The sequence below is a fragment of the Nesterenkonia sp. HG001 genome (genome assembly GCF_034438835.1).
Classification (GTDB): Bacteria; Actinomycetota; Actinomycetes; order Actinomycetales; family Micrococcaceae; genus Nesterenkonia; species Nesterenkonia xinjiangensis.
This window is the reverse complement of record NZ_JAOSZD010000003.1, coordinates 19,916-32,675: the sequence shown is the minus strand read 5'-3', so window position 1 is coordinate 32,675 and position 12,760 is coordinate 19,916. Positions and strand designations below refer to the sequence as shown.

11 protein-coding genes are annotated in these 12,760 nt (G+C 69.1%); 5 read left to right on the top strand and 6 right to left on the bottom strand.

The features are described 5' to 3' along the window. Positions 1–26: 26 nt before the first annotated feature. From ODE13_RS05715 to ODE13_RS05705, 3 genes are read right to left on the bottom strand one after another with little or no spacing between them, the layout of a single operon-like run. Positions 27–431 carry an Rv3654c family TadE-like protein gene (locus ODE13_RS05715; protein ID WP_322478388.1) on the bottom strand — a complete coding sequence of 135 codons (405 nt, stop codon included), beginning with the start codon at positions 429–431 and terminating at the stop codon, positions 27–29. Then, entirely contained in the window at positions 428–913 is a 486-nt protein-coding gene (locus ODE13_RS05710; protein ID WP_322478387.1) for a TadE family type IV pilus minor pilin, read from the bottom strand. Before ODE13_RS05710 ends, ODE13_RS05715 begins: the two co-directional genes overlap by 4 nt. Before the next feature lie 2 nt (positions 914–915). Beyond that, complete coding sequence (locus tag ODE13_RS05705) at positions 916–1,185, bottom strand: DUF4244 domain-containing protein (RefSeq protein WP_322478386.1); 270 nt, start codon at positions 1,183–1,185, stop codon at positions 916–918. Positions 1,186–1,839: 654 nt separating this feature from the next. On the opposite strand from ODE13_RS05705, the gene ODE13_RS05700 reads away from it, so the two are divergent. The 4 genes from ODE13_RS05700 (at position 1,840) to ODE13_RS05685 (ending at position 7,092) form a co-directional block, all read left to right on the top strand. Further along, positions 1,840–2,895, top strand: a complete 1,056-nt coding sequence (locus ODE13_RS05700) for a methionine ABC transporter ATP-binding protein (protein ID WP_322478385.1) — start codon at positions 1,840–1,842, stop codon at positions 2,893–2,895. 29 nt (positions 2,896–2,924) lie between these two features. After that, positions 2,925–3,605 carry a methionine ABC transporter permease gene (locus tag ODE13_RS05695; protein ID WP_179543034.1) on the top strand — a complete coding sequence of 227 codons (681 nt, stop codon included), beginning with the start codon at positions 2,925–2,927 and terminating at the stop codon, positions 3,603–3,605. 43 nt (positions 3,606–3,648) lie between these two features. Continuing rightward, positions 3,649–4,518, top strand: coding sequence for a MetQ/NlpA family ABC transporter substrate-binding protein (locus tag ODE13_RS05690; RefSeq protein WP_322478384.1), 870 nt, complete (start codon positions 3,649–3,651; stop codon positions 4,516–4,518). Positions 4,519–4,785: 267 nt separating this feature from the next. After that, positions 4,786–7,092 (top strand): hypothetical protein, encoded by a 2,307-nt coding sequence (locus ODE13_RS05685; protein WP_322478383.1) that lies wholly within the window; start codon positions 4,786–4,788, stop codon positions 7,090–7,092. A 119-nt stretch (positions 7,093–7,211) separates the two neighbouring features. On the opposite strand, the gene ODE13_RS05680 is transcribed toward ODE13_RS05685, so the two are convergent. The 3 genes from ODE13_RS05680 to ODE13_RS05670 all read right to left on the bottom strand — a co-directional run bounded on the left by ODE13_RS05680 (position 7,212) and on the right by ODE13_RS05670 (position 11,710). After that, the gene (locus ODE13_RS05680) at positions 7,212–9,605 is read right to left on the bottom strand and encodes a DEAD/DEAH box helicase (protein ID WP_322478382.1); all 2,394 of its coding nucleotides are present in this window, start codon (positions 9,603–9,605) and stop codon (positions 7,212–7,214) included. A 44-nt stretch (positions 9,606–9,649) separates the two neighbouring features. Beyond that, positions 9,650–10,699 (bottom strand): homocysteine S-methyltransferase family protein, encoded by a 1,050-nt coding sequence (locus ODE13_RS05675; protein ID WP_322478381.1) that lies wholly within the window; start codon positions 10,697–10,699, stop codon positions 9,650–9,652. A 306-nt stretch (positions 10,700–11,005) separates the two neighbouring features. Beyond that, on the bottom strand, positions 11,006–11,710 hold the full coding sequence (locus ODE13_RS05670; protein ID WP_322478380.1) for a GNAT family N-acetyltransferase: 705 nt from the start codon (positions 11,708–11,710) through the stop codon (positions 11,006–11,008). Between the two features lie 104 nt (positions 11,711–11,814). Here ODE13_RS05670 and ODE13_RS05665 point away from each other — a divergent pair, with 104 nt between their 5' ends. Continuing rightward, entirely contained in the window at positions 11,815–12,756 is a 942-nt protein-coding gene (locus tag ODE13_RS05665; RefSeq protein WP_322478379.1) for a rhodanese-related sulfurtransferase, read from the top strand. The last annotated feature ends 4 nt before the right edge of the window (positions 12,757–12,760 follow it).

The following is a 12,760-nucleotide window of genomic DNA, read 5'->3' as shown; positions in this document are numbered from 1 at the left end:
TCTATGCGCGTGCACTGTCGCCGGGGTCACATTTCTGCCGGCGAGGGTGGCCCGGCCCGTGCGGTGCGGGTGGCCTCCCATGGCCCCCGGTGCTCCCCGCTCAGCGACGCGGGGAGCACCGGCACGCCGACACTGACGCTGACGAGGACCTCGGTGCCGTCCCGCCCGGTGACCTGACAGCTGTCCAGACGGGTCACGTTGCGCTCGGCCACCGCCTTGGCGACCGTGCAGGGGTCCCCTGGGGTGAGGCCTCGGGCGGCGTCCGCACCGGCCAAGGCGGCCAGGTCTGCGCCGCGTGCCGCCTGCGCCGCCGCGACCGCCGCTGTTCCCAGCACATGGACCACGCCGATGAGCATCACCAATGCCGCGATCATGGCGAGGACCAGCACGGTGCCGGAGCCGCGTTCCTCACGGAAGGGGACGCCGCTCATGACCGATCTCCCTGCGCGGAGCGTCCGGAGGGTGGCCTGTGGGCAGGCTGTTCCACGCGGGCCACAGCGGCGGCCGTCTGTTCGGCCGAGATCTCCACCAGTCCCAGGAGCCGCACCGGGCGAGTCAGCGTCACCCGGGCGTACTCCCCCTCGGAGGTGGTCGCGACGTGGACGGATTCTCCGGAGATCCGTTGCGCGGCCTCCACGGCGGAGGACTCCGACTCCCCGCGGGCCAGCTCGCGTGCGGCCGCGCGGGCACCCCCTTCGAGGGAGACCTGCGCGGCCGCATGCATGCCGAGGCTGAGCAGCAGGCCCAGCACGAGGACCACGGCGGGGAGCGCAGCCGCGAACTCTGCGCTGACCCCGCCGTCCTCGGCTCTGCGCTCGTCGGCGAGAGGACTCCGATGGACCCTCCTCTGCTGCCCGCGGACAGAGGGAGCTGGCACTTCCGGAGCTGCCACGATCTGTTCCTCGGCAGGCATGGTCAGAGGGTCAGCGCCCGCTGGACGATACCGGCGAGCATCTCCCGGACCTCACCGGAGGAGAGCACCACCACGAGCAGCCCGGCGAAGCCGACGGCGGCCAGCATCACGATTCCGTACTCTGCGGTCGCGAGCCCTTCCTCCTCCTGGTGCAGATCGCGGAGCATCTCCTCCACGCCCGAGGGGCGAGCCTCATCGATGATCCCTTCCGCTGGGGCGGGCAGTGCCGGGGTGGGGGAGAGGGGTACGGGGTGGGTGGTGACGGAGTGCATGGCGATCAGTCCTTCCACTGTCCTGCGGTTCGATGCGCCGCCCGGGGATCCGGGCGATGAGTCGATCCTGCTCGCGGGCCAGGCCCAGGACCATGCCCGCACTGCGCTCTGTGGACAGCTGCGCGTGTCCCGGCCGCACCGGCGTGCCTGTGGAGGAGCAACGTGTCAGGCGCACCCGCCGTCGCGCTCCAAGGGTGATCTGCTCGGCCAGGCGGCTGTGATCTGCACATCATCTGTGACGCGGCGCGACGACGGCGCGGTGCCGAGCATGACGGTGCCCGCCCCCTCGGCTAGGCTGGGAGTGCTTCACGAGCAGTGACCCGGAGACTTCGCGTCTCTGACCGATCCAGCACAGGTCACTCACCAACCCCATGTTCACGGGTGGTCCGGATCGACAGAAGCGGCCTGTTCTCGCTGGTCCCCAGCACTGGATGGAACGGGCAAGAGCAGCGACGAAAGGAACGACTGCGGCCGGCACACCCAGGTGTCCTTCCCGCCCCCCACTCCATCTCACCAGCGCCGCCGTGGGCCCATGATCTGGGCCCGGAGGCGCCCCCATGCCCAGAAACTGGGGACTGCCGCAGCGCATCGCCCCGGGTGGATCTTCCTGCCTCACGAGGGCGGTCCGCCCACGCCCAGACCCATGGAGTCCGCATGATCGAACTGACACAGGTCAGCAAGGTCTACCCCGGCGGGGTGACCGCGCTCGACAAGGTGAACCTGACCATCCCCGACGCAGAGATCCACGGCATCGTCGGCCGCTCTGGCGCTGGCAAGTCAACGCTGATCCGTTGCCTGACGGGTCTGGACCCCGCCACCTCGGGGAGCATCAGCGTCGACGGCGTCGACCTCGGCCAGGCCAGTGGGGGCCAGCTGATGAAGGCCCGCCGCAGCATCGGCATGGTCTTCCAGCATCACAACCTGCTGGACTCGCGGACGGCGGAGAGGAACATCTCCCACCCGCTGGAGATCGCCGGGGTGCCTGCCAAGGAGCGGAAGCGCCGGGTGGAGGAGCTGCTGGACCTGGTCGGGCTCACCGACCGCCGCCGCAACCACCCCGCTCAGCTCTCCGGGGGGCAGAAGCAGCGCGTGGGCATCGCCCGCGCCCTCGCCGCCGAGCCGCGGGTGCTCCTCTGTGACGAGCCGACCTCCGCACTGGACTCCGGCACCACTCGCCAGATCCTCGACCTGATCCGCCGTCTCCGCGACCGCCTCGGGATCACCGTCATCATCATCACCCATGAGATGTCGGTGGTCCGGGAGATCTGTGACTCCGTCTCGCTGCTCTCCGAAGGGCGCATCGAGCGCACCGGGGCGCTGCTCGACGTCATCCAGGACACCGGTTCCTCGCTGTCCAAGGAGCTGATCTCCCTGCCCCCGACCGCGACGCTGCAGCCCGGGGCCACTCTGGTGGAGGTGCTCATGGCTGAGGGCAGCCATGTGGCCGACGTCGGCCAGCTCTTCGCGCTGCTGTCCTCCCATGGGCTGGACGCCCGAGTCGAGGCCGGCACCATCGAGACCATCCAGGGCCGGCAGGTCGGGCGCCTGCACATCACGCCGAAGAATCGCACCGAGGCGGAGCAGATCGCCGGTGTTCTCCGGGACAACGGCATCCACGCCGAGATCACCACCGGCGCCGAGGTCGAGGCCGAGCGGGCCGCCCATGAAGAGGACGACGTCCGCGCCGAGCAGCAGGAGGAGCACCAGTGAGCACCACCGCAGCCACCCTGACCGGCACGATGCCGCTCGCCTCCGGTCGGTTTCTGGACAACCCGGTCTTCCACAACCAGCTGCCCGCCGCGATCCTGGAGACGCTCTTCATGACCGGTGCCACCGCGATCATCGTGGCGATCTTCGGCCTCCCGCTGGGGATCCTCCTCCATAATCTGGGCCCCAAGGGCCTCACCCCGAACGCGCCCGTCTACCGGGTGGTGAGCCTCGTCGTGGACATCGGACGCTCGATCCCGTTCATCGTGCTGATGATCTCCCTCATCCCGTTGACCCGTTTCATCGTAGGCACCGCACTCGGCTGGCAGGCCGCCGTCGTGCCGCTGTCCATCGGGGCGATCCCCTTCTTCGCCCGGCTGGTGGAGAACGCGCTTCGGGAGGTCTCCGCCGGCAAGGTGGAAGCGGTGAAGATGATGGGTGCCTCCTCCGGCCACATCACCCGCCAGGTCCAGGTCCGTGAGGGCCTGCCCGGCATCGTCGGCGGATTCACCGTCACCGTGGTCGCCCTGATCAGCTACACGGCCATGGCCGGTGCGATCGGCGGCGGCGGGCTCGGTGCGCTCGCCTACAACTATGGTTACCAGCGGTACGAGGGCGACACCATGATCGCCTGTGTGGTGCTGCTGGTGATCATCGTCGCGGTGATCCAGTGGGCCGGAGACCGCATCGCCCGGGGCATCGACCACCGCTGACCCTGACTCTGCACGTTCTACTCGCATCCAGAAAGGCACATCCATGGCATTTGCACACTCCGGACGCACCCTGCGTCTCTCCACCGCGGCGGCCGTCGTCGGCGTCTCCGCCCTCGCGCTGACCGGCTGCGGTCTCTTCGCCGACGACGAATTCCCCGTCGGGACCGAGAACGAGGACGGCACCACCACCCTGACGGTCGGGGTCTCCCCAGTCCCGCAGGGCGACATCCTGCGCTTCATCGATGAGGAGCTGGCCGCCGACGCCGGCCTCGCCCTCGACGTCGTCGAGTACCAGGACTACACCGAGCCGAACCCGGCGCTGGTCGCCGGGGAGCTGGACGCCAACTACTTCCAGCACCAGCCGTGGTTCGAGTCTGAGGTGGAGGGCCAGGGCTACGAGCTGGCCCACTACGACGGGGTCCACGTGGAGCCCTTCGCGCTGTTCTCCGAGCGGCATGACACCCTCGAGGAGCTGCCCGAGGGTGGTCAGATCGGGGTCAACAACGACCCCTCCAATCAGGGCCGTGCCCTGGCGATGCTGGCTGACGCCGACCTGATCGAGATCGCCGAGGGCGTCGACCCGGCCGAGGCGACCATCAACGACGTCGCCGAGAATCCGCGTGACTTCGAGTTCATCGAGGCTGACGCCGCCTCGTTGGCCCGCACTCTGGACGACGTCGACGCCTCGGTGATCAACGGCAACAACGCCCTCGAGATCGGGCTCTCTCCGACCCAGGACAGCCTGCTGGTCGAAGATCCCGAGGGCAGCCCGTACGCCAACTTCCTGGCCGTGCGTGAGGGCACCGAGGACGATGAGAACCTGCAGAAGCTCGACGAGCTGCTGCACTCCGACGAGGTTCGGGACTTCATCGAGGAGACCTGGCCCGACGGTGAGGTCGCCCCGGCGTTCTGATCCTCAGCCACAGACGAGGAGGGCCCCTGCACCAGGCGGTGCAGGGGCCCTCCTCGTCTGTGGGGAGCGGCCGTCAGTGGCGGCTGTCATCCGACATCGGTCAGCTTCCGGAGTGGGACGTGATGACGTTGACGTGCGGGGAAGCCCTCGGTGATGCCCATCGCGCATCGAGCTTGTGGGCGGCGAGCGCATTCCGTAGGTTCTATTGCAACGTTTCAATACGTGACCTGAATCACTCGCACGCATCACTCACTGAGGGAGATGAGCATGTCGACGACCCCTGTCCGACCTCCGAGGTCTCGAGGAGCGCGGTCTCGCACCAGACGCCGCACTACACTCGCGACAGCAGCCGCACTGGCCCTGCTCGCACCGCTGGGCGCGGCCTCCAGCACCGCTCAGACCAGTCCGACCCCGACCGACCAGAACCCCAGCGGCCCTACCCAGACAGTCGCCACCGAGACGGTCACCACCCAGACCGGCTACTCGCCGTCCGAAGGGATCCCTGCGGGTGAGGTGCTGGCCTTCGACTTCGGCTGCGCCGGGGACCCGGTCGCTGAGGGCAGCCTCGAGGTCACCGCCTCCACGCTCTACGACGTCGACGCCGGCTTCGGACTCAGCGCCCCGGCCGCCTGCCGGGACCGCGGCGCTCCGGACGACGTCCGCCGCAACTTCGTCCTGGCCGGCGGGGAGCAGTTCCAGGTGGACCTGCCCGACGGTGAGTACCACGTCACCGTGATCTCGGGGGACCAGATCGCCTCGAACAACACCCAGCTGACTGTTCAAGGAGAGGATCAGGGCAGTCTGCATCCGCGCGGCTCCGGTGAGTTCGCTGAGCACAGTGTGTACACCACTGTTGAGGACGGTTCGCTGGTCCTCGAGGTCTTCAGCGACGGACGCATCAATGGCGTGGAGGTCTCTCAGGTCGCCCCGCCCGCCGGGCTCCACACCGACGAGGTGAGCATTCAGCCGCCCTCTGTCACCCTGTCCTGGGAGCCCACCGAGGGGGCCGTGGAATACACGCTCTATCGCTCCGACGCCGGAGCCGGTGAATACGAGTCCGTCGGCACCACCGAGGCCGTCAGCCTCACCGACGAGGCCGTCGAGCTCGGCTACTCCTACGACTATGTGGTGACCCAGACCAGCGCCGCCGGGGTGGAGTCGGGACACAGCGAGGCCCACACGGTCGCCGTCGTCGACCTGGCGGTGGAGGCGCCTGCGGCTCCTCAGGACCTGCGGCTGGACCGGGCCAACCCGCGGGGCACCTCCATCAGCTGGACCGGCGACGACGCCGCGTGGGAGTACCACGTCTATCGCTCGCTGAACGCGGATCGCGGCTTCGAGCGGGTCGCGGAGACCACTGGGACCAGCTACACGGCCCAGGGCGCCAGCGAGGTGAACCACTACTACACGGTCCTCGCGGTCAACGCCGGAGGCATCTCCGAGCAGCCGGAGCCCCTGCTGACCCCGGTCACCGCGCGGGGAAGCAACGGGAACCCGTTCGAGGAGTGCTCCGTGGACGGCGCCGACGCTACGGTGCTGCGCAACGGCGACACCTGGCGGGCCATGAACGGCGGGGAGACCGTCCACCAGAGCTATGCCATGGTCGACGCCATGCAGGCCGCCGTCGACAGCCTCTCCGAGGGTCGCACCGATCAGGAGTCCGTGGTGGTGCGCGGCTCGGGCACCATGCCCGCCGATGCGGCGGTCGACCTGCCCAGCCACACGTCCTTCTCGGTCTGCGGGACCATCCACGTGGCCGGCAACGAGTCGAACTTCAGCTATGAGGAGCACGTCGGGGTGGTGCGGATCCGGCACGCCGAGGACGTCTCCGTGCCGTTCCTTTCCGTCACCGGCAACCCGAACTTCGGCGTCTACCTGCGCACCTCCTCGGACGTGCACTTCGGCCAGATGGACCTGCAGCTCTCGGGCGGCCACGGGATGCGCATCGACAGCCGCGACGACGACTCCGTGCGCGAGGCACGGAACATCACCATTGATGACGTCTACGTCTCGGGCACCGAGTCCCACGGCGTGGAGACCTACGGGGTGGACGGGCTGACCGTCGGCACCGTCACCGCGGTGGACACCGGCTATGCCGGGCTGCTGCTCAACGACACCGTCAACGCCGACATCGAACGCGTCGTCGGCGACGGCGCGGCCGCCGGAACCGGCTACGCCACCTTCCGCACCGCCAACCGCAACGGGCAGATCGACGGTGAGTATCCGACCAACATCCGGGTGGGCGAGCTGATCGCCGACGGCGGCGGCCGCGGATTCTTCTGCGTCTCCGAGTCCGGCGGGGTGGAGATCGAGAAGCTGGAGATCCGCGACACCGGCTCCAACGCGATGCTGATCGAAAACTGCCACAACATCACCCTGGCCACCGATCAGGGCGTGGTGGAGGGTCCGGGCGACATCCGCATCTCGGCGCGCAGCGAGTTCGCCAACACCTCGGACATCACCTTCCAGAACCTGCTGCTGCGGGACACCGCGATCAATGAGAGCCCCTGCGGGGAGAACATCGTGACGGAGAACCTCACCCTGGAGAACTCGGAGCTGAACCTCTGCGAGTGATCTGAGAGCCCTCCACCCATCCTGAACGTTGGCTCTGCGGTATGGGCCCTTATGAGGCGAAATTCCGCTGGATAAGGGCCCATTCCGCAGAGCCAACTGGTCTCCGGAGCGGGTGCTGCTCAGGGTGCTGCCGCCAGCAGGGCCTCGAGCAGATGCAGGGCGGAGATCTTCTCCAGGGGCGAGTTCCGGTTGCCGCACTTCGGCGACTGCACGCAGGAGGGGCAGCCGGCCTCGCAGCCGCAGCCGCGGATCGTCTGGGCGGTCGCGGAGATCCACGCAGAGGCGGCGGCGTGTCCGCGTTCGGCGAATCCTGCCCCGCCGGGGTGGCCGTCGTAGACGAAGATCGTGGGCAGCTGGGTGTCGGCGTGCAGGGCGGTGGAGACGCCGCCGATGTCCCAGCGGTCCGAGGAGGCGATCAGCGGCAGCAGCCCGATCATCGCGTGCTCCGCGGCGTGCAGCGCCCCGGGCACGTGCTCGGGCACCACGCCGGCGGCGGCGAGAGCGGTCTCCGGGGCGGTGATCCATACGGCCTGAGTCTGCAGCCTCGACGGCGGCAGCTCCAGCGGCTCGTCGGAGAGCACCTCGGAACTGCCCAGCGCCTTCCGTTGGAACCCGACGACGGCGGAGGTCACCTCCACCTGCCCGAAGTGCAGCTCGAACCGCCCCCAGGTCTCCGAGGAGGAGGTCTCCAGCACCTCGATCGAGGTCGTCTCCCGGGCCTGGGTGTAGTACGGCGGCGAGGCCCGGGACACCAGCACCACGCCGTCGTCCAGGGCGAGGTCCTCCACGATGAACGTCCGTCCCTGGTGGACGTACACCGCTCCCGGGTGCGCCTGCGGCTGGGCCTGGGCGGCACCCATGTCACCGATCACCGAGCCGTCCTCGGCGTCGACGATCGTATAGGGCCCGCCCCCGTCGGAGCGCAGCCGCACCCAGCCGGCCGCGGAGGCGTCGTCGTGGGCGAAGAACCAGCCTCGCGGCCGACGCCGCAGGTGTCCCTGCTCGGTGAGCGCGTCGATCAGCCACCGACCGGGTTCGAACAGCTCGACGTCGGCCAGGGTCAGGGGAAGCTCCTGGGCGGCGGCCAGCAGGTGCGGGGCTGCCACATGCGGGTTGGAGGGGTCGATGACGGCGTCCTCCACTCGGGTCTCGAAGATCGTCTCGGGGTGCTCCAGCAGGTAGGAGTCCAAGGGATCGTCCCCGGCGATGAAGAACGCGGCGCCGCGCTGTCCGGAGCGGCCCGCTCGTCCCAACTGTTGGAAGAAGGAGGCCCGGGTCCCGGGCCAGCCGGCGATGATCACCGCATCCAACCCAGAGATGTCGATGCCCAGCTCCAGTGCTGGAGTGGAGGCCACGCCCAGCAGCCGACCGTCGCGCAGCGCATCCTCGAGCTCGCGACGCTCCTCCTTCAGATACCCGGACCGGTAGGCGGCCACCCGGCCGATCAGGTCGGCGTCGATCTCGGCGAGGCTGTCGGCCGCGATGCGGGCGATGGTCTCCGCCCCGCGGCGGGACTTGATGAACGCCAGGGTGCGGTGTCCGGCCACCATGAGGTCGGTGAGCACATCGGCGGCCTCCACGGTGAGGCTGCGCTTGAGCGGGGCGCCGCCGTCGCCGGTCTGTTCAGAGAGCGTGGACTCCCACAGGTAGCAGTCCACGGCGCCGTGTGGGGACCCGTCCTGCGTCACGGCGGTGACCTGGTCGGCGGGCACGCCGATGAGCCGGGCGAACGACGACGCCGGATCCCCGCTGGTGGCCGAGGCGCCGGCGAACACGGGCTCAGCTCCGTGCCGATAGTGGCTCACCACCCGGCGCAGCCGACGCAGCAGCAGCGCCACATGGGAGCCGAAGATCCCCCGGCAGCTGTGCGCCTCGTCGATGATGACCAGCCGCAGGCGGGACAGGAACCGGGCCCAGGCCCGGTGGTTGGGGAGGATCCCGATGTTGAGCATGTCAGGGTTGGTCAGCACCACATTGGCGTGCTGGCGAACCCAGCGGCGTTCCTCGGGGTCGGTGTCGCCGTCGTAGGCGGCCGGGCGGATCCCGCCGTCGGCCGCGCGCAGCGCCGGGTCGGGGGTCTCCAGAGAGTCCAGGGCGTGGCCCACCTGGCGGGCCAGGTCGGTGAGTGCGTCGAGCTGGTCGGCGGCCAGCGCCTTGGTGGGGGACAGGTAGAGCACCGTGCCGCCCTCGGCGAGCACGGAGGCCAACCCGGGCAGCTGGGTGCCCAGCGACTTGCCGGAGGCGGTTCCGGTGGCCAGGATCGTGTGTTCACCGGCGTGCAGCGCCTCCGCGGCGGTCGCCTGATGGGTGTAGAGGTGCTCGATGCCAGCGGTGGCGTACCCCTCGCGAAGCGCCGACGGGGTCCATCCGGGCCAGTCGGCGCGGGATTCCCCTCGTGCCGGCAGCGTGTGCACGTGACGAAGCGGGCCGGACTCGCTGACCGTGGAGGGCAGCCCGGCACGGCGCAGCAGCGCGAACGGATCGACGGCGGGATCGGCTGCGGGGCGGGTCATCCCGCCAGGGTACTCGCCCCGCCGCCGTCCTCCGTCGTGCTCCGTCAGGCGCGGGAGCCGAGCTCCGCGATGTGCCCCGGGAGCCGGTCGTGCGAGCCGTACATGAAGTGGTTCTCCATCCGTTCCGAGTACCGGCTGGCCTCCGTGGTGCGGCCCACCGCCTCGGCCACCTGACGGATGTGCATCGGAGCGGCGCCGCAGCACACGCCCAGGTAGTTGATCCCCAGCGCGTGGGCCTCCGCTGCGAAGGCGCCGATCTCGTAGCGGTTGGTGAACAGCGGGTCCAGCGCGGTGGGGAAGGTCCGCCCGTGGGGGGAGGGAACGGCCGCGCCGTCGTCGGAGAGGTTGAAGAACGTGGGCTCCGACTCGGTGGTCCGGTAGGGGATCGGCAGCGCACCCACGTGGCAGGACACAGCCTCCCGGATCTGCCGCAGCCAGGGCATCATGGTCTCCGGCCCGCGGAAGCAGTTGAGCCCGACGACGTCGGCTCCCGCCTGCTCCAGGCGCTGGCAGGTCTCCACCACGCCCAGGCCGTCGGCCATCTCCTCGAAGGCCATCGGCGCCAGGGTGAGTACCACCGGCAGCTCGGCGGAGCGGGCGATCTCCAGGGCGGCCAGCGCCTCGCCGGCATAGTAGAAGGTCTCCCCGACGATCAGGTCGGCACCTTCCTCCGCTGCCCAGCCGACCATCTCCTCGAACATTCCGCGCACCTCAGCCTGCTTCGTCGCGTCGGCGGGGTCCCAGATGTTGGAGTTGGAGATGTTGCCGGCCACGAGGTCCCCTAGGCGGGCGTCGGCCACGTCGCGGGCGATCTGCAGGGCAGCTCGGTTCAACGGCTCGAGCAGCTCCTCCTTGCCGATCACCCGCATCTTCTCGCGGTGTCCGTTGTAGGTGAAGGCCTCGACGATGTCCGAGCCGGCGCGTTGGAAGTCCACGTGCAGGGAGCGTAGGGCTTCGGGATGCTCCAGGGCGACCTCGGGGACGAACTCCCCGGCGGAGAGATATCCGCGGCGCTCCAGCTCGAAGAGGAAGCCTTCGGCGCAGATCACCGGGCCGGCGTCGAGACGGTCAGTGAACGAGGGGTGGGCGGTCATCACCGCTCCTTTCAGTCATGGGACGTGAAGCTGCCACGTGAAGGAGCGGCCGAGGCGAGGCCTCGCATGTCCGGCCGTGCGCACGGACCGGCCGTGCGCATGAATCTGTCGTGGCAGTGCCGATGACAATACAGGAATGATCAGCACAGCGGAAGATTATGTTCAGCGGTGGTCATCGAGGGTCTCCCCGGACACGGCTGAGGGCCGCGTCCCGGCCGGGGAGACCGCCCGGAGCGGGCGGAACGGCGGGGGCGCGGACCTCGATCGGCGGACGTCGTGCGGAGGCGTGGAGACGGCCTCCGCTGCTCAGGCCTGGCCTTTGAGATCGTCGAACTGGGAGTGCGAGGGGCGGGTGCGGTCACTGTCGGGCGAGCCGTAGACGTACACGTCGCCCAGCAGCGTCCAGCCCAGGTACTCATAGAGCTCCAGGCCTTCGGCGTTGGCGACCAGCAGGCCGATCTCGACGTCGTCCTCCAGCGCGATGGCCACCAGCGCGCGGGTCACGAAGGTGCCCAGTCCCTGCCGCCGGTGGGAGGGGTTGGTGTAGATCCGGTCGAGGATGGCGTGCTCGTCGACGATGGCGACGCGGCCTCGGGCGGCGACGGTGTCGCCGTCGAGGACCGTGAACAGCGTCCACCCGTCGTGGTCGTCGCGGGTCGTGGAGTAGCCCTCGGGTGTGATGGGGTCCTCGACGTCCTGGGTGTCCATGTCGACGGCCATCAGCTTCTCCTCGTCGCTGATCCGCTCCAGGCCGTTCAGAGAGTCCTTCAGGCGCACGTCGCCAGGCTCAGCGATCAGCGTGAGCAGGCGCCGCGGACTCTTGGTGACCTCGGCGATGACCTTCTGCAGGTCGGCTTCGTCCGGGGCGTACAGGACGTACTCCCATTCATCCGAGTCGCCGGAGCGCAGGGCCGAGTGGACCGACCCGGCATGGTCCACGTCATAGTCGTGGGTCCTGGCCCAGCCGGTCACCCAGGTGCGGACGAGTGCGTCGTTCAGCTCGGAAGTCATGTCACGACTATATGAATAAAACGCCTGCCCGTGGGAGGGGATGAGGCAACGAGTTCATAAAGTTGCGCCGATGGAGGCCTCTCCGATCGGTATCCTGGGTTGCCGTGAGCATCTCCCGGATCGTCCTGTACTACACCTTCACCCCGCTCTCGGATCCTGAGGCCGTGCGGCTGTGGCAGCACACCCTGTGCCGCGAACTGGGGCTCAAGGGGCGCCTCATCGTGTCTCCCCATGGTCTCAACGGTACTGTCGGCGGCGAGCTCTCCGCGGTGAAGCAGTATGTGAAGCAGACCCGCACCTACGGCCCGTTCCGGGACATGGAGTTCAAATGGTCCGACGGCGGCGCAGAGGACTTTCCCCGGCTCTCGGTGAAGGTCCGCCCGGAGCTGGTCGCCTTCGGCGTCCCGGACGAGGTGCAGGTCGATGAGTCCGGAGTGATCGGCGGGGGGCAGCACCTGACGCCGCATGAGGTCCATGAGCTGGTGGAGGCTCGCCGGGCCGAGGGTGTGGAGGTCGCCTTCTTCGACGGACGCAATGCGGTGGAGGCCCGGATCGGCCGGTTCAAGGACGCCGTGGTCCCGGAGACCGAGACCACGCGAGACTTCGTCGCAGAGCTGGACTCCGGCAAGTACGACCATCTGAAGGACCAGCCGGTGGTCACCTACTGCACCGGGGGCATCCGCTGCGAGGTGCTCTCCTCGCTGATGCGCAACCGCGGTTTCGAGGAGGTCTACCAGCTCGACGGCGGCATCGTGCGCTACGGGGAGACCTACGGGGACTCCGGCCTCTGGGAGGGCGAGCTGTACGTGTTCGACGGGCGGATGAACACCCGGTTCAGCCAGGACTCCGTCACCGTGGGAGAGTGCACGCGCTGTGCGGCTCCCACCAGCACCTTCCACAACTGCCTCGACCGCGGCTGCTCGACTCTTCAGCTGTACTGCGAGGACTGCCGCCACATCCCTGAGACGACCCGCTGCGCGGCGTGTGAGGACCGGCTCTCCCGGCCCTCGCAGCTCCCTGCTCCCGTGCCCCTGGAGAGGTCCTGACACC

What these genes read in the sequence shown, in the direction of transcription:
- ODE13_RS05715 (WP_322478388.1), bottom strand. Translation starts at nt 431, where the DNA reads ATGAGCGGCGTCCCCTTCCGTGAGGAACGCGGCTCCGGCACCGTGCTG.
- ODE13_RS05700 (WP_322478385.1), top strand. Translation starts at nt 1,840, where the DNA reads ATGATCGAACTGACACAGGTCAGCAAGGTCTACCCCGGCGGGGTGACC.
- ODE13_RS05710 (WP_322478387.1), bottom strand. Translation starts at nt 913, where the DNA reads ATGCCTGCCGAGGAACAGATCGTGGCAGCTCCGGAAGTGCCAGCTCCC.
- ODE13_RS05705 (WP_322478386.1), bottom strand. Translation starts at nt 1,185, where the DNA reads ATGCACTCCGTCACCACCCACCCCGTACCCCTCTCCCCCACCCCGGCA.
- ODE13_RS05685 (WP_322478383.1), top strand. Translation starts at nt 4,786, where the DNA reads ATGTCGACGACCCCTGTCCGACCTCCGAGGTCTCGAGGAGCGCGGTCT.
- ODE13_RS05695 (WP_179543034.1), top strand. Translation starts at nt 2,925, where the DNA reads ATGCCGCTCGCCTCCGGTCGGTTTCTGGACAACCCGGTCTTCCACAAC.
- ODE13_RS05690 (WP_322478384.1), top strand. Translation starts at nt 3,649, where the DNA reads ATGGCATTTGCACACTCCGGACGCACCCTGCGTCTCTCCACCGCGGCG.
- ODE13_RS05675 (WP_322478381.1), bottom strand. Translation starts at nt 10,699, where the DNA reads ATGACCGCCCACCCCTCGTTCACTGACCGTCTCGACGCCGGCCCGGTG.
- ODE13_RS05680 (WP_322478382.1), bottom strand. Translation starts at nt 9,605, where the DNA reads ATGACCCGCCCCGCAGCCGATCCCGCCGTCGATCCGTTCGCGCTGCTG.
- ODE13_RS05670 (WP_322478380.1), bottom strand. Translation starts at nt 11,710, where the DNA reads ATGACTTCCGAGCTGAACGACGCACTCGTCCGCACCTGGGTGACCGGC.